Here is a 26475-nt window from a genome sequence, read left to right on the forward strand (position 1 = left end):
GGCGCAAATTTCTGGAGGAGCATCGTCCCCGGTGGGGCGTCCGGACTTCAAATCCGGGAGGGGCCGCGAGTCGGTCTCTGGTGGGTTCGACTCCCACTCTCTTCCGCCATCCTGGTGAGCCAAGATGAACCCGACGGCTTCCTTTCTGAATGACCTGAGAACGACGGCTGAGACCGCCAGAACAACCGAGGCAAGCTTCAGGCGACAAGCGGCCAATCAGATCGCGGTTCTGGAACAGGAGCGCGCTTTCGCCTTCAGGCGGCTCAACCTCATGCAGGATATCTCCGACGCCGTGGCCTCGGCAGAAAGTGAGGAGATCGCCGTGGCCAGCGCTTTGGCCGTCCTGCGCTTGCGGCTCGGCTGGAATGCGGACAGCGAGGCGCGCACGGAAGCGATCACGCATTTTGGCCCGGTTGCGCTTGCCTTGTTCCAGGCCGCGAAGTTGCCCGACGACGAACCCGCCACCAATATCGGCGAGGCCCTTGCGATTTTTGAGCACTGGTACTCCGAATCCCTGGGATCGCCGTTCTGGCTGCTATTCGAGCACCAGATCGTTGACACGCCGCTGGTCGACTTTTGACCGACGGACTTTTCGGCATACCCGGACGTGTGCGCAGAGAGCGCAATGTCGTTTTTACCGACAAGATGCGGTAACCGGCGCCTCGGCCACCGCCGTAAGCAGCTGCTTTGGGCGCGGATGCCGGAAGGCGTTCACTCCCATGACAGGGGCGGCGTAGTGCGGTCGTGTGGCCAAACGGCCATGCCGGTGGCGAAGGACATCGGCCGCTTCCAGTTAATCAGCATGAGAGCGGCGTACTGCATGGTCAGATCGAAGCCTCTACCCGAAGCCAGGGCGAGCGATACCGCCGCCGCCGAACCGCCCAGCGGCAAGCGCGTCTATGATACGGCCCCAGACACCAGCCCGACGCCACCTAACGAAGTGGTTGTAACAAGTGGCGATATCCCGCTCCTTGGGTGATGAGCACAGTTACATATATAGCAGCATAACCAATATCATCTGGACCCCTTGAGGGGGCTGCGCTGGATGCACGTTGGCAGCGGGGCATTCGCGTCGGATTCGCCGATGAATAGATAGCTTCAGAACGCGGCTATCTGCGTAGCTCCGACACCAGCGCGTCCCAATGACAGCCGGGCGGATGCCGAGAGTGCCGCCGACGCTATCCCTTGATCGCCGAGCCGACGATTGAATCCACGAAGAAGCGCTGCAGAACGACGAAGAGCACCAACGGCGGCAGCACAGCAAGTGTGGCGCCAGCCATCACCAGTCCCGTATTGAGGGCGCCTCTGTTGTAGCTGAGCAGGCGGCTCAGGCTGATGACGATCGGATAGTCGTGTGCATTGCCCTGTAGAACCGTCAGCGGCCAGAGATAGCTGTTCCAATGATAGACGAAGGCAAACAGCGCCAATGCCGCGATTGCCGGCGCCACGCTCGGCGCGACGATCTTGAACAGGATCAGGAGTTCCGACGCCCCGTCCATCCGCGCGGCGTCGATCAGATCGTCCGGCACGCCGGCTATGAACTGGCGCATCAGGAAAATGCCGAACGCATTGGCGAGGTTGGGTACGATTATGCCGGCAAGGCTGGCGTTCAGGCCGATTGATCCGACGAGACGGTACAGCGGGATCAGGGTGACGATCGGCGGCAGGAACATGGTGGCGATCAGCACCGAAAACAGCAGCGAGCGACCGGGAAAGTGGTGCTTGGCGAAGGCGTAGCCAGCCATCATGCTGGTGACCAGAATGCCTGCGGTGGTGATCGAGGCGATCACCAGCGAATTCCACATCGAGCGGCCGACATTGATGACGCCGGACACTTTCTCATACGCTTCAATGCTCGGCGTGCGCGGTATCCAGACCGGCGGCACCTGCATGGTTTCGGCCGTCGTCTTCAGACTGGAGAGCACCATCCACAACAGCGGGAAGGCGGAGACGACGGCAACAAGCAGCATCAGCGTGGCGAGCAGCGCTCTGCGGCCCGCCAGGCGTTTGCGCGCCAACCGGCTCGACCCTGAGCGGCCCGGCGCGCTCATTCGTCATTCTTCCGGTTGGCAAATGCAAACAGCGCGCACACAACAACGATCAGCGCCAGCATCAGCATCACTGCCATGGCCGAGCCCAGCCCGCCTTGTGCGCGCTCGATGCCGACCCGGCGGATATGATAGGTCAGCACATTGGTCGAGCCGACCGGCCCGCCTTGGGTGATCAGCGCCACTGGCTCGAATACCTGCACGGCGTTGATGATGGCGATAACGGCGCTGAACAGGAGCGTGCGGCGTAGCAGCGGCAAGGTGATGAAACGGAACTGTTCGCGTCGGTTGGCGCCGTCCAGAGTCGCCGCCTCATAGAGACTGCCCGGGATCTGGGTCAGCCCGGCAACGGCCAGCACCGTAAAATAGCCGATCTGCTGCCAGACATTGAGCACGACGATCGAGATCAACGCCGATCTTGGCGAGGACAGCCAGGGTTGCGGGCCGATGCCGGCGAGGCCGAGCATCTGGTTGAGCGGCCCTTCACTCGGCGAATAGAGCTTCGACCAGACCAGCGTCACGGCGATCATCGGCACCATGTAGCTGGAAAACAACACGGTCCGCAGCGCCGTGCCGCCTGCGACATCGCGCTGGTAGACCATCAAGCCGAACACTACCGAAAGGGGCAGGATGAGCATCACCGACAACGCCGTGTAGATCGCGGTGTTGAGCAGTGCTCGCTTGAAATCCCGTCCGACCGAGGTCGGTCCGAATATTTCGCGAAAATTGTCGAAGCCGATGAAGCTCGCACTGGAAAAAGGTGTTTGCGTCGACCAGTCCTGGAATGACAGCCAGATGGTGAGCAGCATCGGCAGCAGGATGAAAACGCCGATCAATGTCACGGCGGGCGCCAGCATGATGCCCGCCGAGGCACGATAGGTCTTGATCATCGCTCTGCTTCCAAAGCGTCGGGCTCACGAAACGGCGCCTTCGCTATTTGGCGGCACGCTCCAGGATCGAGACGGCATCGGCCTGCGCGTTCGCCTGCGCATCCTTGGCCGAGAGCTGCCCATACTGCAACGCCTCGAGCGTCTGCTGGAGCGATTCGCTGAACTCCTGCCCTCCCGGGACGACAGGGAAGGGCTTGGCGTCGGCAAGCACGCTGACATAGCCGGACAGGAACTCGGAACTGAGCTTGTCCTTGTGGGCTTCGATGTCGGAGGTCCGCGTCGGCAGGATGCCCATCGACATCAGAATATCCGACATTGCCGAGGCGCCGTTCTTGCCGGACTTCGGACTGTTCAGCCATGCCAGGAAATCCCATGCCGCTTTTTGCTCGGCCTGACCGGCATTGGCGTTGACGACGGTCATCCACGAATAAGAGATCGAGTGCGGCTTGTCGCCGCTCGGACCGACCGGGATAGGTGCGGTGGCGATATTGGAGAACTTGTCGCCCATGCCGCTCTTCAATGCGCTTTCCCACCAGTTGGCCATGATGATCATGCCGGTCTTGCCGGAGACGAAATTGTCTAGGAAGGGGCCGGTGGTGTTGGCGTCGGCGGTGGCCATCGCCGGATCGCTGGCGCCGGACTTGATCAGATCCTCGTAGAGCTGGAAAGTCTCACCGGACTGAGGACTGTCGAGCATCGGTTTGCCGTCCTTGACCAGCTCGCCGCCATTGGAGACCAGCAGCGAGGCGAAGGGATGGACGACGCCCGCGGCCCAGGAATTGATCATGCCGAAACCTTGCTGGCCGGCATCTTTCCTAGTCAGCTTCTGGGCCGCATCCTTCAATTCGGACCAGGTCTTCGGCGCGGCTGTGATGCCTGCCTGTTTGAATAGCTCCTTGTTGTAGTTCAGCGCATAGACGTCGATCTCGTTTGGAATGCCGTAAAGCGTGGCGCCAACAGAGGCCGCACTGACGACACCGGCCGGCCACGCACTCTTGACCTCGCCGGCAACCGTATCGGGGGCCGGCGCGACCAGCTTGTCTCGCGCCAGTTCGGGCAGCCACAAATCGTAGATGCCGCCGATCGTCGGCCCATCGGAACTGCCGCCCTGGGAACGCAGTGTCGTCAGGAGGTCGCCGAAGGGGACGGCGCGGATGGTGACAGTCACATCCGGATTGCTCTTGGCGTAGCCTTTGGCCGCGGCGTCCAGCAAAGCGACCGTTTCGGGCGACCAGTGGGTCAGATAGGAGATGTTGACCGATTGGGCCCAACCAAGGGTGGGCGAGGCCAACAACCCTGCAGCCAGTGCCAGTTTCGAAATCCAAGCCAAAGACATCCGACCCTCCGCATAGCCACACAGCGATGTCCATGACGTTATGACAACCTGAAGCAACGATGCAAGCGCTATCTTCGTGGAGAGCTCCTGCCGGTGTTGCGACGTTTTCTTACTGCGGTCCGCAAAGTGTGCGAGATTACATGGTGAAAACAAAGAATTAGGTGATACAGTTTGAGCTGATTCTTTCCTGCCGGCCATGCCCGAACATACTGCAAGGCACTTGCGGTCGAAGTCATGTCGTTATAATGAGATGAGAAAAGCTTATGACCGCCTCTCGGCTTTTGAACCGCTGTGGGAATGACAATCGACAAGAATGGGAGACTGAGTATGTTTTCAATTCATCGACGCGCCGCACTCGGCCTGATCGGCGGCTTTGCCGCAGTCTGCACCGGGGTCCTCACCGCACTGCCGGCAAAGGCTGACGACACCGTGACCTTATGGAGCTGGCGCACCGAGGACCAGGCTGCGATGCGCCGCATCTTCGACGCCTTCGAGGCCAAGACCCCAGGCATCAAGGTCAATATCCAGTTCACCCCCGATGCCGACTACCAGAACCGGCTGAGCACGGCGCTGCGTGGCGGCCGCGGGCCTGATATCGCCCAGCTCAAGGCATACGGGGAACTGCAACCTTTCATCGAGGGTGGTTATCTCGACGCGCTCGACGACAGCGTGCCGGAGCTGAAGAACATCGCTGATGCCGCCCTCGGCGGCGCTCGTGGCCGCGCCGACGGCAAGATCTATGGCGTGCCCTATTCGGTGCCGATGATGGGTGTCTTCTACAATCAAGACATCTTCGCCGCCCAAGGCATCGAAATCCCCAAGACCTACAAAGATTTTGTCGCCGCCTGCGAGAAGCTGAAAGGGGCGGGGATAACACCGATTGCCGCCGGCGGTGCCAACGGCTCCGCCTGGGCGCTGGAGATCGGCGTCGGCGTGGTCGGCCCGACCATCTATGGCCCGGGCTTCTACGACGAAATGATGAGCGGCAAGGCAACCTTCGAGGATCCGCGCTACGTGGCTGCCCTGAAACGCTATGCCGAGTTGAAACCGTATTTCTCCGACGGCTTTGCCGGGGTCGATTACACCACATCGACACAGCAATTCATCGGCGGCAAGGCGGCCATGTTCTTCGGCGGCTCGTTCGAGAACGGCAGCTTCAAGGCGCAGAACCCCAAGCTGAAATTCTCGATCTTCCCGTTCCCCGCCGATGACCCGGCAACCAAGCTCTACACCTCGGCCTTTTCAGACGGCTCCTATGGCCTGGTCTCTGAAAGTACCAACAAGGAGGCGGCGACCAAGGTGCTCAACTTCATGGCCTCGGCCGAGTTCGCGCAGCTCTTCGCCGACGAGTTGGGCTGGCCGCCGGCCCGCACCGACGTCACCGTCAAAGATCCGGTGCTCGCCAAGATGATGGAAATGTCGAAGAATTCCACACCCTATCTGACGCTTGTCGGCTTCCGCTGGCAGACGCCGACGGCCTCCTCGATCCTTCAGTCCGAGATCATCGACATGGTCGAAGGCAACATCACGCCGCAGAAGCTGGCGGCCGACATGCAGGCCGCCGTCAGCAGCTGGTTCAAGCCGAAGCAGTAGGCCGTCACACCCTGCGCGAAACAGCACATGATCGCCCGTCGCCGCAAAAGCAGCCTTCAGCGCACCCAGCAGCGCATGGCCGTGCTGTTCATCCTGCCGGCATTGGCCGTCTATTCGCTGTTTGTCCTTTATCCGCTGCTGATGTCGCTGTGGGGCAGCTTCTTCGTCTGGAGGGGCCTGCGCATGCTGGAGTACGCCGGCATGTCGAATTTTACCCGCCTGTTCGTTTTCCCGAGCGGCGGACGGCTCTACGGGGCGCTCTGGCACAATGTCGCCTGGTTCTTCGGCATCATGCTGTTTCAGAACGGGCTTGGCCTGCTGTTCGCTTGGCTGCTGTTCCTGCGCGAGAAGGGTGCGGCCTTCTTCCAGTCGGTGTTCTTCTTCCCGGCGGTACTGAGCCCAGTTATCGTTGGCGCCCTGTGGCGCCTGCTGCTGGCGCCCGGCGGCGCCATCGAATGGATGCTCAACGGCCTCGGCCTGCATCAAGGCAGCCTGACGGTGCTCGGCAACAGTCACACCGCGTTAGCGATGCTCATTGCCGTCGACGCCTGGAACTGGATGGGCCTGCCGGTGCTGATCTACACGGCCGGCCTCAGGCAGATTTCCGGCCAGATATTCGAGGCTGCCAGGCTGGACGGCGCCGGCAGCGGCCGCATGCTGGTCTCGGTTGCCCTGCCTTTGCTGATGCCGGCCATCGGCACGCTGACGACGCTGTCGTTCATCAACACCTTCAACCAGTTCGACATCGTCTATGTCATGCAAGGCGTGCAGGGCAATCCAAGCTATTCGACCGACACGCTGGTCACCTATTTCTACCGGCTCGCCTTCGGCGCCGAAGGCGCGGTCGGCATCACGGATATAGGCCTGGCGCTTGCGCTGGGAACGCTGCTGTTTCTCATCCTCAGCATCGGCACGCTTCTAATGCTGCGCTTCTTCGACCGTCGCACGGTGCAATTGTGAACGCCCTCGCCATCCCTCAACAGCTCGCCCGGCTGCCGGGCTGGACGGCGCTGGTCCTGTGGACCGCAGCGGTGCTGTTGCCGCTCTATATTCTCGTCGTCTCCTGTTTCAAGACCACGGCGGAGATCTACGACAACAGGCTCGGCCTGCCGCAAAGCTTTGCCTTCGACAATTTCGTTGCGGCCTGGACGCGTGCCGATCTCGGCCAGAATTTCATCAACAGCCTGATCGTCACCGGCGGTGCGGTGATCCTGACCATCTTCGTGTCGGCAATGGCCGCCTTTCCGCTGAGCCGCTATCGGCTGGGCTGGAACGGCATCATGCTCGGCCTGTTCCTGTCCGGCATCATGCTGCCGATCCGGCTTGCCTCGGTGGAGCTGTTCACGCTGATGCGCAACCTTGGCCTGCTCGATTCGCTGACCGGCCTGATCCTCGTCTATTCGGCTATCCGCATTCCCTTCGCCGTCTTCATCTTCGCAAATTTCATGCGGGTGCTGCCGTCCGAACTCGACGAGGCGGCGCGCATGGACGGGGCCGGCGAGGCGCGCATCCTGTTCCAGATCGTGCTGCCGATGGTGAAGCCCGCAATATCGATCGTCGCCATCTTCACAGCTATCGCCGTCTGGAACGACTTCTTCTTCCCACTGATCTTCATCTTCGATGATCGCTACAAGACCGTGCCGCTGGCGATCAGCGTCTTTGTCGGACAGTTCCGCACGGATTGGGGCCTGGTGTTCGCCTCGCTTGCGATCTCCATGGCGCCCATCCTGATCATGTACTGTCTGCTCGCCCGCCAGATTCGCGAAGGCGTCGGCACCGGGGGAGGCGTGAAATGATCGAGGACAAGGTCTATGCCGCACGCTCGATCCTGGTCGTCGGGGCGCACGCCTTCGATGCCGAGGTGATTGCCGGTCCACTGGCGGCGGCGGCAGTGCAAGGTGGCGCTGAAGTCACCTTCCTGCATCTCAGCATGGGCGAGCAGGGCCATCCAAGCCTCGCCCCCGAGCACTATTGCGTCCAGAAGGAGGAGGAGGCCGCAAAGGCCGCAGCCAGGCTAGGCGTTGCCATACGCAGTCTCGGGCTGCACGACGCCTTCTTGCCTTGCGACGACGAGACGGCGCTCAAGGTGTGCGACGTTGTGCGCGAGTTGAAGCCGCAAATCGTTATCACCCACTGGCATGGCAGCTGGCACAAGGACCATCGCGCCGCGGCCCGGCTGACGCAGACCGGCATCTTCTTTGCGGCATTGCCGACGCTGAAGCGCGACCATGGCGCATACACGCCGCAACTGCTGCTGTTCGGCGAGAACTGGGAGGACGACGAGGGCTTTCGCGCCGAGCATCTCGTCGATGTCAGTGACGGCTTCGACGCCTGGAGCGAGGCGGTGCAGGAATACGAACTTGCAGGTGGCCTGAGCAGTTTCCCGTATGTCGATTATTACAGCGCACTTTATCGGCTGCGCGGCTGTCTGCGCGGCACGCGCTACGCGCAGGGTTTTGCCGCGGCCTCGCAATCCTGGCATGCCGGCAGCGGGCTGTTCGCGCCGGCTGCCAATCGGAGCCGCTCTCGATGACACGCATTCTGGCCATCGATCTTGGCGGCACCAATTTGCGCGCCGCAATCCATACCGGCGATGTTCGCTGGCTGGAGATGCTGAGCCGCGAGCCTGCGCCGGCAAGCCTTGATGCCTTTGTCGCCCGTATCGGTGCGTTGCTCGCCGAGGCCGGTCCGGTCGAGGTACTTGGCCTGGCGGTGCCGGGGCTTGTCGAAGGCTCGGTCTGTCGTTGGGTTCCGAACCTGTCCTATCTCGACGGTGTCGACATCGCGGCGTTGTTTCCTCGTCTGCGCTTGTCCGTTGGCAATGACGCGCAGATCGCCATGCTGGCCGAGGCGGTCGAAGGTGCTGCAAAGGGCCTGTCCGATGCCATCCTGCTGGCGATCGGCACCGGCATCGGCTCCGCCGTTCTGGCCAATAATCGCATCGTCGCCGGCGCACGTGGCGGCGCCTGCTCATTCGGCTGGGCCTGCGCCGACATCGAGGATGAAGGCGAGGACCGCAGCGGCTGGCTGGAGCGCTTCGCTTCCGGGCGGGCGTTCGACGCCGCGGCGCGCCAGATCGGGCTGGCCAATGGCGGCAGGCTGGTCGAGGCGGCCCGGGGTGGCAAGACGGCCGCCCTTGACGCATTGGAGCTGCCGGCGCGCCGGCTGGGCACTGCCTTGGCGGGTGCGGTCGCGCTGCTCGATCCCCAGGCGGTCCTGATTTCCGGCGGCCTTGCCGATGCGCTGGACGTGGTAGGGCCGCCACTACTTGCGGCATTGCGGCGTCAGCTACCGCCGCATCTGGGCGATGTCGTGCTGCGGTCCGGCGAATTCGGCTCCCGCGCCGGTCTCGTCGGCGCCTCGCTGGCCGGTCTCGCCGGAGCACAGTGGAGGCAGATAAGATGAGCGAGCCGAGCTTTCAGCAACCGGACCGCAAAAGGCCCGAGCCGCTCTGGTATCAGGTGGAAGAGGCCATCCGCGCCATCGTCAAGAGCGGCGAATGGGCAACCGGCGACCAGATTCCGGCCGAAGACAGACTGTGCGCCCTGTTCGGGGTGAGCCGCATCACGCTGCGCCACGCGCTGCGCAATCTGGAGGAGCACGGGCTGCTCAGGCGCGAACATGGCCGTGGCACCTTCGTGCGCTCCACCACGCTGGTCGCTGGCACCCGCGAACTCACCAGCTTCACACAGGAAATGGGCAATATGGGCGTGGTCGCGGGCTCGCGCTTGCTCGACTGCAGCCTGACCACCGCCAATGCCGCCGCGGCCGGAGCGCTCGAGATCGAGGAAGGCGACCCGGTGGTGCGCGTCCGCCGGCTCAGGCTCGGCAACAACGAGCCGATCGGTATCCAGACGGCGCAGCTCTCGGCCGCGCGCGTGCCCGGCTTTCTCGATGCCGGCCTGCTGCAGGGCTCGCTCTACGAAGCGCTGGAGCGCCATTACGGCATCGTGCCGGTCGCGGCGCGCGAAAACTACCGTGTCGGTGCGGTCGGGGCGGCGGATGCCGACTTGCTCGATCTGCCCGCGGGGAGTCCCGCTTTCGTGGTCGAGCGCATCACCACCGACGAGCGTGGCCCGTTCGAATTCACCGTCTCGGTCATGCGGGGCGACCGCTACGAGATCCGCTCGACGCTGCGTGCCGGTCGCGCCGCGCCAACCGCAAGAAGCTGAGCCGTTACCGAAGCCGACACATAACAGCCGACACATAACAGGAGTACCGACGTGTCCGACCTTTACATACCCCGCCTTGCCGCCCTCATCGAACAGGCCTCGAAAGCCAATGCCGAAGCTTTTGGCGAGGCGGCCAGCCGCTTTGCCGACACGCTCGAGAGCGGTGGTCTGGTTCATCTCTACGGGTCGGGCCATTCGGTGTTGCCAGTTCAGGAAGTGTTTCCGCGCTACGGCAGCTATGTCGGCTTCAATCCGCTGACCGACCCGCGTGTCATGTGGCATAACGTGCTCGGCGCCGGCGGCGTGCGCGAACTTCTGTGGCTGGAGCGGACCGAGAAATACGCCGAGAAATTCCTAGATCATCAGCCGCTCAACAAAGGCGATTCGATCATCATCTTCGGCCACAGCGGCCGCAATTCGTCGGGCATTGATACGGCACTTTATGCGAAAAAACGCGGCATCTTCGTCGTTGCGGTGACCAGCAAGAACAATCTCGACAAGCCGGCGACGCACTCTTCCGGCAAGCGGCTTGCCGATGCCGCCGACCTTGTCATCGACACCTGCTCGCCGATCGAGGATGCCATCGTGCCGGTCGAGGGCTGGAGCCGGCCGGTCTCCGGTTCGTCGACCGTGCTTGCCATGATCCTGGCGCATGAGCTGATCGCCCGCACCGCGGAGGCGCTTTCGAAACGCGGCATCGAGCTGCCGGTCTTCGCCTCGCCGACAATTGCCGGCGTCACACTGCACGACACCGACGTCATTTATGGTGTCTATCGCGAGAGAATGCTCGAGGCGCAGAAGAAGCACCTGCCGGCGTTCCAGGCGGCCATGCGCGGCGAATGACGAACCGCGGAGGGCACGCAAATTAGCGGGCCTTTCCGAAGCGGGTAGTCAGGTCACGATGCAGGCGCCCCGCGCACCGCTGGAGCCGATCAGTTTCGGAGTGCAGGATCAGGAGGAGCTGTTTTTGGGGACAGCGGTGAACCGTCGACCAGGTCTGGGCCGCCAGATTGCTCGCCATTCTGAATCGCTTGTTCGCGGCTCGTATCATGGTGCAGCTCCGGAACGGTGAAAACCGGCACCTCACCCTTGAAACCCTGGAGCTCAAAGGCGCCCGCCTGGACGACTGGCATCGATGCTCCCTTCGCAAAGCCGGGACCAAGCACCAGGGGGATGCGCAGCTTCTTGGTCGTCGATTCGAGCCGTGCCGTGCGGTTCACCGGCGAGCCGATCGCGGTGTAGTCGAAGCGCCGCTCGGAGCCGAAATTGCCTACCGAGCAGATGCCGGTCTCGATGGCGACGCCGATTGCGATAGAGGGGTGGCCGTCGGCGGTGAAAGCAGCGTCTTCGCGCTTTACCCGTTCTATCAGGGCGAGCCCCGCGTCGAGCGCGCGCTCGCGATGGTCCGGCTGATCAAGCGGCGCGTTCCAGAAGGCGAGCACCGCATCGCCCATGAATTTGTCGATGGTGCCGTCGCGCTTGAGGATCTCATCGGTCGCAATGCCGAGGAAGTGGTTGACCACCTTTGCAATTTCCTGGGTATCGAGCTGTTCGCTCATCGTCGTGAAGCCGCGTATGTCGCTGAGCAGGATTGTGATCTCGCGCTTCTCGCCGGACAGGATGGCTTCGGTGTCCGAGCTTGCGAGGCGCTGCACCACGGAAGGCGACAGATACTGGGAGAACTGCCGTGCCAGGGTGGACCGGCGCTGCTCGCTGCGCCTGTAGAGGACATAGCCTTCGAAGCCGGCTACCAGGATCGTCGCAAGCGCCGGCTGCAGCGGGTCATAGAGTGTACCCTGCATGCTGTATTCGAGAGCGCCGAACACGAAGGGCGTGACGGCCAGCAGCGCGAGAGCCAGGGCACCAAGCACGACACGCTCGGCGAGCACTCCGGAAATCCCGATGAACATGAGGGCAGTGAGGACAAACCAGAGCCGCTCCACCGTGCGCGCGTGCGTTGGCTCTGCCAGGTAGCGCCCGGCAAGCAACTGGCCGATTGCATCGGCGTGGATGTCCGCGCCTGGTCGCGCTGGACGTGTCGGGGTGGGCAGGTACTGCGTCAGTCCCACGGCCGACAGATCGACAATGACAATGGCATCCCGCAGCCGCTGATCACTGTCGCCCGAAAGGATAGTGCTGGCAGATATGCGTGGCGTATCGGTGCTGGTTTCCCAGAGGCGGATGCTCCCCTCCGGTTCGAGCGGCACGATGGCGCCGGCCATCCTGAGTGCATCGAACCCGGCGGCATTCAGGCGGGCTATGTAGCCGTCCTGCCCGGCATAAAGGCGCAGGAGCTCGAGTGCGAAGGACGGCCACAGCTGCACGCCTTGAGCGGTATTGCGAAGCCACAGCAGCGGCACATGGCGCAGTACGCCGTCGGGATCGGGCAAGGTGCGAATGACGCCGAGGCCCGCGGCGGCGTTCGAGAATTGGGCAAGCGAGCCGGTCAGGCCCGTGAAGCCGGGAAGTGTGTCGGGTACTTGCCCGACGATCGACCAGCCGGCCTTGGGCTCTGCTTCTGAAACTGTCGCCTCGTTGCCCAGGCTGACGGCAAGCGCCGTTCGGTTTTTGGCCAGCGCCGCTGCCAGGCGCTTGTCTCCGGCGATGCCCTCAGGCGAGGTGTCGGCCTCGGGCAGCACCAGCGCAAGCCCGATCACCGAGGCGCCGGATGCGGTGATGCCATCGACCAGATCGGCCAAGAGGCCACGGTTCCAGGGCCATCGCCCATGTGCCTTGAGGCTGGCGTCGTCTATCGAGACGATCACGACAGGATTGCTGGTCGCCTGGCGCGGGGCGAGAAACTGGTAGAAGTCGTACGTGCGCTCACGCAGGCGCGACAGCGGCCCGTCGAAAGCCAAATGGCAAGCGAGCAGCAGGAGCACGACCGCAAGACCGGATATTTTGCGCCTGCCAGCTTGCCGCCAATCAGCCCAGCGCCAACCGACCAAGAAGCTCATGTCGTGCGGCCACGCCTAATTGCAGTAGTAGCAGCATCCTTCACCCTCACACTCGCCATCATCCTCCACCCCGCCGCCCACAGGTGGCGTCAGGCTGTCGGGGAACTCCATGACCACTCCGGGCAATGCGCCGTCGGTGGAGTCGCAGACTTTGAGCGAGCCGCCGAGTGCCGATGCACAGATCGCGCTTACATCCAATCCAGGACCCGGTGCGCCTGGCAGGCCGGTGCCGGCTATCCGGTCGATGCTGTCCAATATCGGGAAGGTGTCGATGCCGCCGTAGCCGGTCAGCAGCTTGCCATCGTCCGATGTGCAGGCGTAGCCCGGGTTTGTGATGACCAGCCGTTTGCCATTGATCGTGCAGGTCATGCGGCCGGCGCGCAGTATGCCGACGGTCTGGCCGGCTGCCACCAGCACTTCGATGATGCCGCCTCTCGCCCCGAGCACCATATGCGGCGTCGCAACCTGCATGACGCCGCCTTTCGAAACCTGGCCGCCATAAAAACGGGCCAGGCCGCTGTTCATCCCGATGTCGATTTTTCCAGATCCGGAGCCCGGATTGTAGACGAATTCATCGATCGTCAGGCTGGTGTTCGGACCAATCTTGGCGCTCGATTCGTCCCGGAACACCAGCATTCCAAGACCAGTGGGATCGCTGCGCAACTGATCGCCGAGTTCGACACCGGCACCGACGTTCATTGTCCCGCCGTTGTTGCGGACGATGTTGGTCTGGTAGGCCGTCATCGACCCGATCGTTTCAGCGGCGGATGGTGCCGCGAAGGCAAGGCAGGCGACAAAAATGGCGATCTGACGGTACGGGGTCCTCATCGCGGCCTCTTTCAATTGAGCGTCAACGTGTAGCTCATGAGCATTTCGAACGATTTCCGGTCGCGGTTGGCGATGTCGAAGTTGGTTTCGCGATAGGCGAGATCGACGCTGATCTTTTGCGCCTCCGTCAGCTGAAAATCGCTTTCCGAGGCAATGCGCCAGAAGTCGCTCTTGATATTTGTGCCGATGCCAACGGACAGATCGGGAGTGTTGCTGTGGCCGGCCGAGAACGCGACCTGGTGCGACCATGCGAAAAGATCCGGTACGGTCATCAACAGGCCGCCATAGCGGATCTCGCCCGTGTAGCTGTGGCCGATTTCGCCAGATCCGGAGGCGAAGTCATTCGACCCGACAAAGCGCAGTCCGAGTGCCTGGCCATTGCGGAAGCGGTAGCTGCCGCCTGCCTCATAGAAAACCCTGCTATCGGCGAAAATGCCTTGCGAGGCGCCTAGATCGATGTAGCCGCCGCCTGCGAAAAGCGTCGTCTCGACAGTCGGGCGCACAAGAAAGCGTCCACTGAGGCCGATGCCGGTTTCTTGGATGTCGCTGTCGAAACGATCTGTAACGGTAAACGCCGAAAGTAACAGGCGCAGCGAATCGATCCCACTGTTGGGCAGCCCCTTGTCCCAGGTGATCGCGGCGTTGCCGTGGATGAAAGTCTCCTTGCTGCCGGGAACCGACAGGTCTTCCGTGAAAAAGCGCTGTGTCGCAGTCAACGACCCCGAAAGGACGAGGGCGTCGGCGCTTGGCGTGCCGAGGTCCCACCGGACAAAGCCTTCCGCCCGCCCATAGGGCGAGACGAAGCTGTCGTCGTCCTGCGCCCCGCCGGGCTCAAAATCGGTGAATGCGCTGAACACGCCGCCGGTCAGGGCGAGTTCCCAGGTGACGCCACGCAACGCGCGCTCGATGCGGGCGAGCAGGCGAACAGCTTCCTGCTGCTCGCTTGCCGACAGGCCGCCGACTTCGATGCCGTACTGCACCTGCCGCCGGGCCAATTCGTAGGAGCCGACATGATAGTACAACCGGCTGGCCGCCAGCCGGGCGCGCGCATCGCGGGGATATTTGATCAGATACTGCTCGATCGAGGAGATCGCCTGATCGTATTGTCCGGCGTTGACGGCAACCGTAACGAACTGGGCGAGCGTTCCGTTGTCCGACGGACTGGCGATGCGGGCTGAAAAAGCATCGTCGTAGGCCGAAAAAAGACCCTGCGCGCCGGCCGGCAATGCGCCGCTACAAAGCAGCGCCGCGGCGCAGCCGACGATTGTTCGAAACGAAGATTGCATGCCGAGAACCACCCCAAACCCGACCAGTGCGAAGGACTTAGCACGACCACGAGAAAAAAGGCGACTGAACTTTGGCGAAATCGTCCGAGTTTTCAACAGCTGTTGCAGCCGCGCAACAAACTATCGGTTTCATTCGTGCCCGGCTACGACGGTTGGCCAAATATATTCTCAGAGTTGCTGTACATAATTGCAGTATTCGGCACCAGTGGAAACTAACTCAAATTATCATCCATGGCGGATCGCGCAGCCGGCAAGATTAATATTGTTTGCACGATTCTGCGCGTATCTGGTCGCCGCCTGACACGTATAGCTCATCCAAAGGTCTTCCATGGCGTACGCAAGCGGTCGGAAAGCCGCAGGGCGATGCTTCTCGCAACGGCCTGAGCGATTACGCATGGCCTTCGCAGTTTCGTTGACCGCCGACGAGGTCAGCCTAGGAACCCCATCTCCCAGGGACACGTCACCGGACGCGCCCTTGCTACAGCACGAGCATAGTGGCCAGCCCCAGCATCAGGCCCATGCCTACGATATCGGTCACGGTGGTGAGAAAGATCGCCGAAGCGACCGCCGGATCGGCGCCGACCCGGCGCAGGCCCAGCGGGATCAGCACGCCGGAGATTCCGGACATGAGGCACGATCCGGACATGGCGAGCAGGATCACGAGTGCCAGCATGGGCGCCTGGGCCGCCGACTCCGGTTGCCGCGAGGCGTAGAACCACATCGCCGCAGCCGCCACAAGACCGACGAGCACACCGTTGGCGATCCCGAGCGCGCCCTCCCTCATCACCAGGTGCAGCTTCGATCGTTTGTCCACATCGCCAAGGGCAAGGCCACGCAGCGTCATAGCCAGTGCCTGGCAGCCGGTGTTTCCGCTCTGCCCGGCCAAGACCGGGAGGAATGCCGCCAGGGCGACGATCTTCTCGATCGTGCCTGTGAACGAGCTGACCACGAAAGCGGCCATGAAGGCCGTCAGCAGGTTCAGCTGCAGCCACGGATGCCGCTTCAAGAAGGCTGAAAACAGGGGCGTAAAAGAACGCTCCTCCTTCTGGACACCCACCATCTGGCCCGACTGGGCAGAAATCTCGATGATTTGCTGCTCGAACAGCCGCCAGCCGCGGACCTGCCCGAGCAGCCGGTTCTCCGCGTCCACCACCGGATAGACAGGGTAGTGACGGCGTACCGCCGCCTTGCATGCGTCGCTCAAAGAGAGATCGGCGGGGAGGGCGAACGGCTTCGGCAGCATGATCTGATCCACCGTGGCGTCCGCTTCGCTCAGCATCAGATCGCGCAGGACCACGAGGCCAACCAGTTTATCGCCCTGGTCGGTGATGTAGAGATAAGTGAGCTCGGTCGGCACCGGGGTGCGTCTGACGGCCTGCACTGCGGCGGCTACTGTCGTGCCGACGGGAACGCTGGCGGGAATCGGGTCCGTCAGTTCGATGAGCGACTCGGGGACCGCGACGTCCTTGCCATCGCCATGAGGCTTGACGGGCCGCATATGCGGCGGCAAATGCTCCGCCACCTTGCGGGCGTGCCGGTCTGGCAACAACTTTAGTGTGTCCCGGATGAACTCGGGAGACTCTCGGGCCAGCAATACCGCCGCGTCATCAGGTGCTCGAGCACGCAGCGTGCGTACCAGCTTCTCAACGTCGTTCTCTTCCTTCATCTGTTCCCCCAATTGCGAGTGTCTTGCCTCTGACGGTATGACACGGATCGGATCGCTCTGTCCTGGCGCAGTGGCCCATGCGCCTCGATCCGGAAATTTCGCCTCTTTGGGCACCGAGTGGACCGAACCGAGACAGATCTGAGCCATTGCGGGGTGCATACAGGCGGGCTGTAACGTCAGAGTGTCGCCGAGAATTTGACGTGTTGCGAACTTCACCGGTCTTCCGGGCTTTGCGATCACGCCGCAGCAATAAGACTTAAACCCGGAAATTCTGCAGAGGCAGGATCTCGGGCGTTCGAACCTGATTGCCTCATCCGGCGCATCTTGCCAGGTTCACCAGCTATTGACGCCACGGCCGGTTAAGATCTGCGACTGCTTGCACACAAGGATGTGGAGCACGAGCTCCTTCGAGGACGATTTCATGACGGTCTTGCACCAAACTTTTGCGTCTTCCTGCACTATGATCTCGGATACATCGACTTGGAACAGAGGACCTTGCAGACCATCGACAACCCATTCGGCACGAGGTTGTCACCCATGTCTTAGGTACAAACTGTTACCTATGTCTCCGGGCCGTACACAGCTGACGCTTGGCTGGGGCGCCAGGATTCGAACCTGGGAATGTCGGTACCAAAAACCGATGCCTTACCACTTGGCGACGCCCCAACAGCCGGAGCGTGCCCGCTGTGCGCGCGGCCTTATAGGACGAGCCGCGAGAAAGCTCAATGCCGACATATCGACTATGCGCGACCGACCCGCTAGTTTTGCAGTCGTCACTTTGAACGGACCTATTCACCCCACACCGCCATTTCATTGCCGGCCGGATCGACGAAATGGAACCGCCTGCCGCCGGGGAATGAAAAGATCGTCTTGACCACGGTGCCGCCGGCATTCTCGACGGCGCTTAGTGTTTCCTCCAGCCTTTCGGAATAGATCACGGGCAGCGGCTTGGCCGGCGCATCTTGGCCATCCGCCTGAAAACCGCCGTCCAGCCCTTCGGCAAAAGCTGAATAGGTCGGCCCGTAATCGGCGAACGACCATGAGAAGGCTGCGCTGTAGAAAGCCTTCACGCTGTCCAGCGTTCCGCCTGTCGCTGGCATTTCCAGATAATCGAGCTTTCCGGCCATTCTCATCGTTCTGCCCTTTTGTTCTCGTTATGTTCTACAACAAAGCTTTCCAAAAAGCAAAGTCTTTTCTGTGCCGCTTTTCCTTAATCGATTGTAGAGGCCCGGCCGGCTTGGCCGATGCCTTGCCTTTCGCACTGCAGCATCATATCGCTCGATTTGCCAAACCTTTCCAATCTCCTGCAACCGGGGAGCAAGCATGACCAAATGGGTATACACCTTTGGCGACGGCGCCGCGGAAGGCCGTGCCGGCGACCGCAATCTGCTCGGTGGCAAGGGCGCCAACCTTGCCGAAATGTGCAGCTTGGGCCTGCCGGTGCCGCCGGGCTTCACCATCACCACCGAGGTCTGCAACGCCTATTACGCCAGCGGCCACACGTACCCGGCTTCGCTGGAGGCGGACGTTGCGGTCGCGCTCGACCATATCGGTCGGCTGACCGGACGCCGTTTCGGCGATCCCTCGAAACTGCTTTTGGTGTCGGTTCGCTCAGGCGCGCGCGCCTCGATGCCCGGCATGATGGACACCGTGCTCAATCTTGGCCTCAATGACGAGACGGTTGAAGCACTGGCCGCCGATTCAGGCGATCCGCGTTTTGCTTACGACAGTTACCGCCGTTTCATCCAGATGTATTCCGATGTCGTCATGGGCCTCGACCATGAAGTGTTCGAGGAAATCCTCGAAGACCAGAAGGGTGGCCTCGGCCATGAACTCGACACCGAGCTGACAGCCATCGAATGGCAAGGCGTGATCGCGCTCTACAAGGCCAAGGTCGAGGAGGAACTCGGCAAGCCCTTTCCACAGGATCCGCACGAGCAGCTCTGGGGCGCCATCGGCGCGGTGTTTTCCAGCTGGATGAACAACCGCGCGATCACCTATCGGCGCCTGCACGATATCCCCGAAAGCTGGGGCACGGCAGTCAACGTCCAGGCCATGGTCTTCGGCAATATGGGCGACACCTCGGCCACCGGCGTTGCCTTCACCCGCAATCCGTCGACCGGCGAAAAGCAGCTTTATGGCGAGTTCCTGGTCAATGCCCAGGGCGAGGATGTCGTCGCCGGTATCCGGACGCCGCAGAACATCACCGAGGCGGCACGCATCGCCGCCGGCTCCGACAAGCCGTCGCTGCAGAAGCTGATGCCGGAAGCCTTCCAGGCTTTCGTCAGCATCTCCGACCGTCTGGAAAAACATTACCGCGACATGCAGGATCTCGAATTCACCATCGAGCGCGGCAAATTGTGGATGCTGCAGACCAGGTCCGGCAAGCGCACCGCCAAGGCTGCGCTGAAGATTGCCGTCGACATGGCCAGGGATGGACTGATTTCGAAAGAGGAGGCCGTCGCCCGCATCGATCCGGCCTCGCTCGACCAGTTGCTGCATCCGACAATCGATCCGAAGGCGGCGCGCGATATCATCGGCGTCGGCCTTCCGGCCTCCCCGGGCGCTGCGACCGGCGAGATCGTGTTTTCCTCGAACGACGCCGAGGAAGCCAAGACGCAAGGCCGCAAGGCGATCCTGGTCCGCATCGAGACCAGCCCCGAAGACATCCACGGCATGCATGCGGCCGAAGGCATCCTGACGACGCGCGGCGGCATGACCAGCCACGCCGCCGTGGTGGCGCGCGGCATGGGCAAGCCTTGCGTATCGGGAGCCGGCTCGCTGCGCGTCGACTACAAAGCCGGCACGCTGATGGCGATGGGCGCGACCTTCCGCAAGGGCGACATCATCACCATCGACGGCGGCAACGGCCAGGTGCTGAAGGGCGCCGTGCCGATGCTGCAGCCGGAACTCTCGGGCGATTTCGCCGCTATCATGGAATGGGCCGACGGTGCCCGCCGCATGAAGGTGCGCACCAATGCCGAGACGCCGCTCGATGCGCGCATGGCGCGCTCCTTCGGCGCCGAAGGCATCGGGCTTTGCCGCACCGAACACATGTTCTTCGACGGCGACCGCATCGTTGCCATGCGCGAGATGATCCTGGCCGATACGGAAAAGGAACGGCGGACGGCGCTGGCCAAGCTGTTGCCGATGCAGCGCTCGGATTTCCTTGAGCTGTTCGAGATCATGGCCGGCCTGCCGGTGACGATCCGCCTGCTCGATCCGCCGTTGCACGAATTCCTGCCGAAGACCGAGGAGGAGGTGGCCGAGGTCGCCGCTGCCATGAACGTATCGCCGGACAAGCTCAGGCGGCGCACCGAAGCGCTGCACGAGTTCAATCCGATGCTCGGCCACCGTGGCTGCCGGCTTGCGGTCTCCTATCCCGAAATCGCAGAGATGCAGGCGCGCGCCATTTTCGAGGCAGCCGTTGAGGCCGGCAGGAAGGCCGGCGCGCTGGTGGTCCCGGAGATCATGGTGCCGCTGGTCGGCCTGGCGAAGGAGCTCGAATTCGTCAAGGCGCGCATCGATGCCGTCGCCAAGAGCGTGATTGAGGAAACCGGCGTCAAGATCACCTATCTCACCGGCACGATGATCGAACTGCCGCGCGCCGCGATCCGCGCTCATGTCATTGCCGAGGCGGCCGAATTCTTCTCCTTCGGCACCAACGATCTGACCCAGACCACCTTCGGCATCTCGCGCGACGACGCGGCCTCGTTCCTCGAGACCTACCGGCAAAAAGGCATCATCGAGCAGGATCCATTCGTGTCGCTCGACATAGAGGGTGTCGGCGAGCTGGTGCGGATGGCGGCCGAGAAGGGCAGGGCGACGCGGCCCGACATCAAGCTCGGCATTTGCGGCGAACATGGCGGCGATCCAGCGTCGATCCATTTCTGCGAAGAGGTCGGCCTCGACTATGTCTCGTGCTCGCCCTATCGGGTCCCGATTGCCAGGCTGGCCGCCGCACAGGCGGCGGTGCAGGTTGCAAAGAACGGCCGCGGATAGGAGTTGGAGTCCACCGGCATCTGACCTTACCGATTTGTAACCAAATTCACGCGAACGTGCGCGTGACGGCTCCAAATCCCGACATCGTTTCTGCCCAGTTTCCGGCCCCCGAACCTGCCCCGGTGCCAGAAACAGATGTTGCAGAACCCGCCCGCGCACGTCCGCTCGATTCTCATCCTCCAGACGAAATTCATCGGCGATCTTGTCCTCGCCTCGGCGCTCGCCAGAAACCTGCGCCTCGAATATCCAAAGGCCAGGATCGTGTTCCTTTGCGAGGCGAGCTTTGCCAGTTTCCTGACGGCTCATGGCATCGCCTCGGACGTGGCGGCGTTCCAGCGCGCCCGGATGCGTGGCACCCCACTGGAGCGTGGTCGCGAACTTTACGCGATGGTGCGCGCTCTGCGCCGGTTCCGGTTTGACCTGACCATCGACCTGTCCGATTCCAAAACATCACGCATCATCGTGAGGCTCGTCAACGCCAAGACCCGCGTCGGATATGATCCTCCCGAAAAACCGTTGCGCTGGCTGGAACGCCAGCCCGCCAACGTCCTGGCCAAGCCGTTTGGCTTTGGTGGCCGGCATTATCTCTACCGCTATCTTTCGCCGCTTGAGGCACTCGGCGTGGAGTTGCGCGCGCCGGTCCCAAAGATTGAGCCGCTGCCGCTGGAGACCGCCAAGGCATTGGCGCTTCTCGACCGGCATCATCTGCGGCGTAACGCCTTCATAGCCGTTCATGCGGGAGCGAGCTTCCGGGGGCGGCAATGGCAACCGGAACGTTTTGCGCTGGCGATCGACGAGCTCTCGCGACAGACCGGGTTGGACTTCCTGCTTGTCGGCGGCCCCGGTGAACAGGCATCTGCCGAGCGCATCGTCGCCAAGGCCGTTTCGCCGGTCGTCAATTTGGTCGGGGCGCTGTCGCTGGCAACGCTGCTGGCGGTCCTCGGCCAGGCACGCCTGTTTCTGGGGAACGAGAGTGGCCCGATGCACATGGCGGCCGCCGCGGGAACGCCGGTTGTCGGCCTCTTCGGCCTGACCGACCCCGCCGTCTGGGGTCCTGTCGGCGTGGCCAGTGTTACGCCGCGGCCCTCCATGCCTTGCGAGTGCATAGCCAGGGACCTGTGCCGCCGTCCCGATCCGAGCAAGGCTTGCTGCGTCTGGCGACTAGAGGTTAAAGCGGTTGTCGACGCGGTGCGCGCGATCCTTTCACGTACGGTTAAGGACGTCGAGCACGCATTGTGACCTCGTGCTTGCCAAAGGTCAGGCCGGTGGTCAAATTGCCGCTGCCGACGCTTTTGCAGGGGCATCGTCCCGATTTCCGCCTTGATGCCGGTCTTGGGGTCGCCGCTTCAACTTTGATCCGGCGACCTGGAAATAGTCAATGCGCCTGTTCCAAAAGCATTTTTGCGCCATTGCGATATCGCTGTGGGCTGCTTCTCCCAGCAACGCCCAGTTGCTCGTCGAACCGACGCTGCACATCAAGGCCGAGGCGGGCGGCGGCCGCGTCGCGCTGACGCTTGATGCCTGCGGCGGGCGGACCGATACAAGGATTCTCTCGGCGCTGGTGGAAAACAAGATTCCCGCTACCATTTTCGTCACCGGCATCTGGCTGAAACACAACGCCGCCGCCGTCGAGATCATGCGGGCGCATCCCGAACTGTTTGAATTGGAAAACCATGGCGGCCGCCACGTCCCGGCCGTCGACACGCCGCAAAAGATCTACGGCATTCGCAGTGCCGGCAGCCCGCAGGCCGTGCTGGCCGAAGTCGAATCAGGTGCTGCCGCTCTTGCCGCGACCGGCGAACCCGCGCCGAAATGGTTTCGCGGCGCAACCGCCGAATACAGCCCATCGGCAATCGCGATGATACGCAAGCTTGGCTTCAAGATCGCCGGATTCTCGATCAACGGCGATGGCGGCTCATTGCTCGGCGCAAAAGAGACCGCCCGGCGCATCGCGGCGGCAAAGGACGGCGACGTCATCATCGCTCATATCAACCAGCCGACCCATGCGGCCGGCAAAGGCGTGGTGCAGGGACTTCTGGCGCTTAAGGCGAAGGGTCTCACCTTCGTGCGGCTCGACGATGCCGACGGCATCGGCGATGAAGGCACCACCGACTGATCAGCCGGGCGTGGCCTCGATCGTCACCTTGTTTGGATAGAACGCGCCGTGATCGCGAATGTCTGACATCTCGTCGAAGGGCCGTTCATAGGCCCACATCGCATCCTTGCCGGCATCGCCGGCGGGCAGCACGCTCCAATAGCTGGCATCGCCCTTGTAGGGGCAATGGGTCGAGTGTTCGGTCTTGCCAAGCTGGTTGAAGTCGATGTCGTCGAACGGAATGTAGAAAACCGGAGGGTAGGGCGATTCGGTCAGCACTTTGACCTTGCTGGACGAGGCGATGACGGTATCGCCGGCGCGCACCGTCACGGTGCCCTTATAAGGCTTGACGGTAATGACCTTGTCCGGATTGCGTTGAAAGCCGGGTGCCGGGTTTGCGATCTGGTCCATGTCGGATCTCCTTGCCTCAACCCAAGATGTGTCTGGCAAGAGCCTCGCGCAAGAGCTGCCTGCCACCAGGCGGGTGTCGCCCGCAGGCGGCAAGTCTTGCGCTCGCCTCCGGTATCCCGCCTGGAAATCAGGCCGCGGCCTGGAATGCGTCCATCAGCCCGGCATAGGCGGCGGCAATGCCGGCCACCGGATTGGTGCTTTTCGCGGTGGTCTCGACCTTCAGCGCACCCCCGCTGGCCGGCAAGGTGAGCAGCAGGAACTGACGATTGCCGCCGTCGCCGACGCAGGCGGCAGCGACATGCTGGCTTTCGCCCTCGTTCTCGACGCACATCTTGAACAAGAGCGTGCCGCCGACCGCTTCGAGGGCGCCACCGACGACCTCGACGAATTCATCTTCGGAAACGGTTTTGGCGTCGGGCACCAGATCGGCCTGCGCGACGTCGGCCGCCACCAGATCGGCCAGACTTTCAGCAAGCGTATTTTCGAGGGCTTCGTCGTCGAGCTGCGCGTCCATGCGACACCTCTTTCATTAGCCAATCGCGCCCCGCCCGTTAATCAACGTTAACGCCGAGCATGGCCGGATTGTGGCGAATTCGGCCTCATTTCGCCCTATGCACCGCTCCAGCCCGGTCACCGCTGGACAATCCGCCGGTTCGTCCCACAATGGCGCAAAAAATAACGGGAGGAACAAGATGCTCGGGTTGATGCAGGAATGGCCGCTGCTTTGCCATAAGCTGATTGACAACGCCGAGAGGCAGCACGGCAGACGCGAGATCGTGTCGCGCTCGATCGAGGGGCCGATCGTGCGCAGCACATACGCCGAAATCCATCATCGCGCCCTGAAGGTCGCCGAGCGGCTCGATCGTGACGGCTTCGGGCTTGGCGACCGCATCGCCACCCTGGCCTGGAACACCGCGCGCCACATCGAGGCCTGGTACGGCATCATGGGTGTCGGCGCGATCTATCACACGCTCAACCCGCGGCTCTTTCCCGAGCAGATCACCTGGATCATGAACAATGCGGAGGACAAGGCGATCTTCGTCGACCTGACCTTCCTGCCGCTGCTCGAAAAGATCGCCGGCGCGGTCAAGTCGCTGAAGCAGGTTATTGTGCTGACCGACACGGCGCATCTGCCGGAGACTGCGCTGCCCAATGTGGTTGCCTATGAAAAATGGCTTGCTGAAGCCGACGGCAACTTCGCCTGGAAGACATTCGATGAAAGCACGGCCGCCGGCATGTGCTACACCTCGGGTACGACGGGCGACCCGAAAGGCGTCCTCTACAGCCATCGTTCGAACGTGCTGCACGCCATGATCGAGGCGATGCCCGACGCCATGGGCCTGTCGTCGCGCGATACCATACTGCCGGTCGTGCCGATGTTTCACGCCAATGCCTGGGGCCTTGCCCAGAGCGCGCCGATGATTGGCGCCAAGCTGGTCATGCCCGGCTGCAAGATGGATGGCGCCTCGCTCTACGAACTGCTCGACACCGAGAAGGTGACCTTCAGCGCCGCTGTGCCGACGGTGTGGATGATGCTCCTCCAGCATCTGGAAGAGACCGGCAAGAAACTGCCCTATCTGCAGAAAGTCGTCATCGGCGGCGCGTCCTGTCCACGCGCGCTCACGACGAAGTTCCAGGACAATTACGATGTCCAGGTCGTCCACGCCTGGGGCATGACCGAGATGTCGCCCCTCGGCACGCTGTGCACCCTGAAGCCGGACTACGCCGGGCTGAAGGGCGAGGCCCGCCTCGGCGTCCAGCAGAAGCAGGGTTTTACCCCGTTCGGTATCGAAATGAAGGTGACGGACGATGCCGGCAACGAACTGCCATGGGACGGCAAGACCTTCGGCCGGCTCAAGGTCCGCGGGCCGGCCGTCGCGCGCGCCTACTATGGCGGCATCGGATCCGAACAGTTCGATCAAGACGGCTGGTTCGATACCGGTGACGTCGCGCACATCGATCCCTGCGGCTATATGCAGATCACCGACCGCGCCAAGGACGTGATCAAGTCGGGCGGCGAATGGATCTCGACCATCGAGCTCGAGAACGTCGCGGTCGGCCATCCCGATGTGGCAGAGGCCGCCGCTATCGGCATTCCGCATTCGAAATGGGGCGAGCGGCCTTTGCTCGTGGTGGTCCGCAAGCCGGGTAGGGAGCCGACCAAGACGGACATCCTCGCATTCATGGACGGCAAGGTGGCGAAGTGGTGGATGCCGGACGACGTCGCCTTTGTCGGCGAAATCCCGCATACCGCTGCCGGCAAGATCCAGAAGATTACCTTGCGCCAGCAGTTCCGGGATTATCGCCTGCCGACGGATTGACCGGAGATGCGGCGTCTTTGCGCCTTCAAGCCGCCGCTGAAAGGCACTATGCCTTTGTTCGGGTTGGGGCAGCGCGGAACACAATGACGGGAATTCCCGAGCGACAAACGTCGAGGGCTGCCGGTTGGTCGCGGCGCGCCGGCGCGTTTTCGGCAGTGCTGCTGCTGACCGCTCTCATCGGCCATCGCTATGACCTCGTCGAGACCCCGGCTTTCCTGTGGGTGCTTGGCATCGTCGCCCTGCTGGCAGCATTTGCGCTTCTGTTTGCCGGATTTGCCTTCGCGCGATTGTGGAATTTCGGCGATCGCGGCGGCCAGGACCTGACCGCCGGCGCCTTGCTGGCGCTTCTGGTGCTCGTCCCATACGCTGTCGCGGCCTATTGGGCGGCGACCTATCCGCCGCTGCGCGACATCTCGACGGATCTGGACGACCCGCCGGCGCTCGATATTTCTACCCGGTCAAAGGACATGAACGAGCTTTTGCCGCCGACGCCCGGCGAGCAGCGCCTGCAAATCGAAGCTTATCCGCTCGTTACCGGACGCAGCTACACCTTGCCTTTCGATCGCGTTCTTGAGGCGGTCAAAACCGTGCTCGATCAGCGCGGCTGGCAGCTCACGGCGCCATTTCCCGACGCATCAGGGCAAAGCGACGTGACGGTCGATGCGCTGGCCAAGAGCTTGCTGCTTGGCCTTCCAGCCGATGTCGCCATCCGCGTGACCGACGACGGCGACGTGGTCATCGTCGATATGCGCTCGGCCTCGCGTTACGGCCGCCACGATCTTGGCGACAATGCAGTGCGCATAACCGATTTTCTTGCCGAACTCGACCAGGAAGTCGCTGGCCAGGTGGGCGTGGCGCCGGCGGAATAAT

Annotated in this window: 23 protein-coding genes and 2 tRNA genes; 14 read left to right on the top strand and 11 right to left on the bottom strand. The window is 62.5% G+C overall.

Translation table 11 applies throughout. The annotated features are described in order from the left end of the window. The first annotated feature begins 13 nt into the window (after positions 1-13). Positions 14-109 (top strand) — tRNA-Sec (locus tag NKJ35_RS08035). 15 nt (positions 110-124) lie between these two features. Continuing rightward, positions 125-580, top strand: coding sequence for a hypothetical protein (locus tag NKJ35_RS08040; protein WP_352646098.1), 456 nt, complete (start codon positions 125-127; stop codon positions 578-580). A 598-nt stretch (positions 581-1178) separates the two neighbouring features. Here the strand turns inward: NKJ35_RS08040 and NKJ35_RS08045 are convergent. From NKJ35_RS08045 to NKJ35_RS08055, 3 genes are read right to left on the bottom strand one after another with little or no spacing between them, the layout of a single operon-like run. Next, positions 1179-2051 carry a carbohydrate ABC transporter permease gene (locus NKJ35_RS08045; RefSeq protein WP_352646099.1) on the bottom strand — a complete coding sequence of 291 codons (873 nt, stop codon included), beginning with the start codon at positions 2049-2051 and terminating at the stop codon, positions 1179-1181. Continuing rightward, complete coding sequence (locus NKJ35_RS08050; protein WP_352646101.1) at positions 2048-2938, bottom strand: carbohydrate ABC transporter permease; 891 nt, start codon at positions 2936-2938, stop codon at positions 2048-2050. Before NKJ35_RS08050 ends, NKJ35_RS08045 begins: the two co-directional genes overlap by 4 nt. A gap of 43 nt (positions 2939-2981) precedes the next feature. Further along, positions 2982-4274, bottom strand: coding sequence for an ABC transporter substrate-binding protein (locus NKJ35_RS08055; RefSeq protein ID WP_352646103.1), 1293 nt, complete (start codon positions 4272-4274; stop codon positions 2982-2984). Positions 4275-4601: 327 nt separating this feature from the next. On the opposite strand from NKJ35_RS08055, the gene NKJ35_RS08060 reads away from it, so the two are divergent. The 7 genes from NKJ35_RS08060 to NKJ35_RS08090 are packed head-to-tail and all read left to right on the top strand — an operon-like array spanning position 4602 to position 10882. After that, positions 4602-5867 carry an extracellular solute-binding protein gene (locus NKJ35_RS08060; RefSeq protein WP_352646105.1) on the top strand — a complete coding sequence of 422 codons (1266 nt, stop codon included), beginning with the start codon at positions 4602-4604 and terminating at the stop codon, positions 5865-5867. 27 nt (positions 5868-5894) lie between these two features. Continuing rightward, on the top strand, positions 5895-6827 hold the full coding sequence (locus NKJ35_RS08065) for a carbohydrate ABC transporter permease (RefSeq protein WP_352646107.1): 933 nt from the start codon (positions 5895-5897) through the stop codon (positions 6825-6827). Beyond that, the gene (locus NKJ35_RS08070; protein ID WP_352646109.1) at positions 6824-7663 is read left to right on the top strand and encodes a carbohydrate ABC transporter permease; all 840 of its coding nucleotides are present in this window, start codon (positions 6824-6826) and stop codon (positions 7661-7663) included. Before NKJ35_RS08065 ends, NKJ35_RS08070 begins: the two co-directional genes overlap by 4 nt. Continuing rightward, positions 7660-8400: a PIG-L deacetylase family protein gene (locus NKJ35_RS08075; RefSeq protein WP_352646110.1), complete on the top strand. Its 741-nt coding sequence runs from the start codon at positions 7660-7662 to the stop codon at positions 8398-8400. Before NKJ35_RS08070 ends, NKJ35_RS08075 begins: the two co-directional genes overlap by 4 nt. Next, positions 8397-9272 carry an ROK family protein gene (locus NKJ35_RS08080; RefSeq protein WP_352646112.1) on the top strand — a complete coding sequence of 292 codons (876 nt, stop codon included), beginning with the start codon at positions 8397-8399 and terminating at the stop codon, positions 9270-9272. Before NKJ35_RS08075 ends, NKJ35_RS08080 begins: the two co-directional genes overlap by 4 nt. Beyond that, on the top strand, positions 9269-10039 hold the full coding sequence (locus NKJ35_RS08085; protein WP_352646113.1) for a GntR family transcriptional regulator: 771 nt from the start codon (positions 9269-9271) through the stop codon (positions 10037-10039). Before NKJ35_RS08080 ends, NKJ35_RS08085 begins: the two co-directional genes overlap by 4 nt. Before the next feature lie 51 nt (positions 10040-10090). Further along, on the top strand, positions 10091-10882 hold the full coding sequence (locus NKJ35_RS08090; RefSeq protein ID WP_352646115.1) for a sugar isomerase domain-containing protein: 792 nt from the start codon (positions 10091-10093) through the stop codon (positions 10880-10882). Between the two features lie 89 nt (positions 10883-10971). On the opposite strand, the gene NKJ35_RS08095 is transcribed toward NKJ35_RS08090, so the two are convergent. The 6 genes from NKJ35_RS08095 to NKJ35_RS08120 form a co-directional block, all read right to left on the bottom strand. Next, complete coding sequence (locus NKJ35_RS08095; RefSeq protein WP_352646117.1) at positions 10972-12996, bottom strand: CHASE2 domain-containing protein; 2025 nt, start codon at positions 12994-12996, stop codon at positions 10972-10974. Between the two features lie 15 nt (positions 12997-13011). Beyond that, complete coding sequence (locus NKJ35_RS08100; protein ID WP_352480116.1) at positions 13012-13824, bottom strand: FecR family protein; 813 nt, start codon at positions 13822-13824, stop codon at positions 13012-13014. Positions 13825-13835: 11 nt separating this feature from the next. Further along, positions 13836-15110: a tetratricopeptide repeat protein gene (locus NKJ35_RS08105; RefSeq protein WP_352646120.1), complete on the bottom strand. Its 1275-nt coding sequence runs from the start codon at positions 15108-15110 to the stop codon at positions 13836-13838. Between the two features lie 478 nt (positions 15111-15588). After that, positions 15589-16776 carry a magnesium transporter gene (locus tag NKJ35_RS08110; protein ID WP_352646122.1) on the bottom strand — a complete coding sequence of 396 codons (1188 nt, stop codon included), beginning with the start codon at positions 16774-16776 and terminating at the stop codon, positions 15589-15591. Between the two features lie 591 nt (positions 16777-17367). After that, a tRNA-Gln gene (locus NKJ35_RS08115) sits at positions 17368-17442 on the bottom strand. Positions 17443-17564: 122 nt separating this feature from the next. Then, the gene (locus tag NKJ35_RS08120) at positions 17565-17909 is read right to left on the bottom strand and encodes a VOC family protein (RefSeq protein ID WP_352646124.1); all 345 of its coding nucleotides are present in this window, start codon (positions 17907-17909) and stop codon (positions 17565-17567) included. A 190-nt stretch (positions 17910-18099) separates the two neighbouring features. Here NKJ35_RS08120 and ppdK point away from each other — a divergent pair, with 190 nt between their 5' ends. From ppdK to NKJ35_RS08135, 3 genes are all read left to right on the top strand, one after another. Continuing rightward, positions 18100-20778 carry a pyruvate, phosphate dikinase gene (gene ppdK / locus NKJ35_RS08125; protein ID WP_352646126.1) on the top strand — a complete coding sequence of 893 codons (2679 nt, stop codon included), beginning with the start codon at positions 18100-18102 and terminating at the stop codon, positions 20776-20778. 135 nt (positions 20779-20913) lie between these two features. Then, on the top strand, positions 20914-22017 hold the full coding sequence (locus tag NKJ35_RS08130; protein ID WP_352646128.1) for a glycosyltransferase family 9 protein: 1104 nt from the start codon (positions 20914-20916) through the stop codon (positions 22015-22017). Between the two features lie 139 nt (positions 22018-22156). Next, positions 22157-22894 carry a polysaccharide deacetylase family protein gene (locus tag NKJ35_RS08135; RefSeq protein WP_352646130.1) on the top strand — a complete coding sequence of 246 codons (738 nt, stop codon included), beginning with the start codon at positions 22157-22159 and terminating at the stop codon, positions 22892-22894. On the opposite strand, the gene NKJ35_RS08140 is transcribed toward NKJ35_RS08135, so the two are convergent. Beyond that, positions 22895-23284: a DUF427 domain-containing protein gene (locus NKJ35_RS08140; RefSeq protein ID WP_352646133.1), complete on the bottom strand. Its 390-nt coding sequence runs from the start codon at positions 23282-23284 to the stop codon at positions 22895-22897. 127 nt (positions 23285-23411) lie between these two features. After that, on the bottom strand, positions 23412-23798 hold the full coding sequence (locus tag NKJ35_RS08145) for a hypothetical protein (protein WP_352646135.1): 387 nt from the start codon (positions 23796-23798) through the stop codon (positions 23412-23414). Positions 23799-23976: 178 nt separating this feature from the next. On the opposite strand from NKJ35_RS08145, the gene NKJ35_RS08150 reads away from it, so the two are divergent. Together NKJ35_RS08150 and NKJ35_RS08155 are read left to right on the top strand one after the other, a co-directional pair. After that, positions 23977-25605 carry a fatty-acid--CoA ligase gene (locus NKJ35_RS08150; protein ID WP_352646137.1) on the top strand — a complete coding sequence of 543 codons (1629 nt, stop codon included), beginning with the start codon at positions 23977-23979 and terminating at the stop codon, positions 25603-25605. 83 nt (positions 25606-25688) lie between these two features. After that, positions 25689-26474 (top strand): DUF1499 domain-containing protein, encoded by a 786-nt coding sequence (locus NKJ35_RS08155; RefSeq protein ID WP_352646138.1) that lies wholly within the window; start codon positions 25689-25691, stop codon positions 26472-26474. The last annotated feature ends 1 nt before the right edge of the window (position 26475 follow it).

Source organism: Mesorhizobium sp. M0136 (assembly GCF_040322515.1).
Lineage (GTDB): Bacteria > Pseudomonadota > Alphaproteobacteria > Rhizobiales > Rhizobiaceae > Mesorhizobium.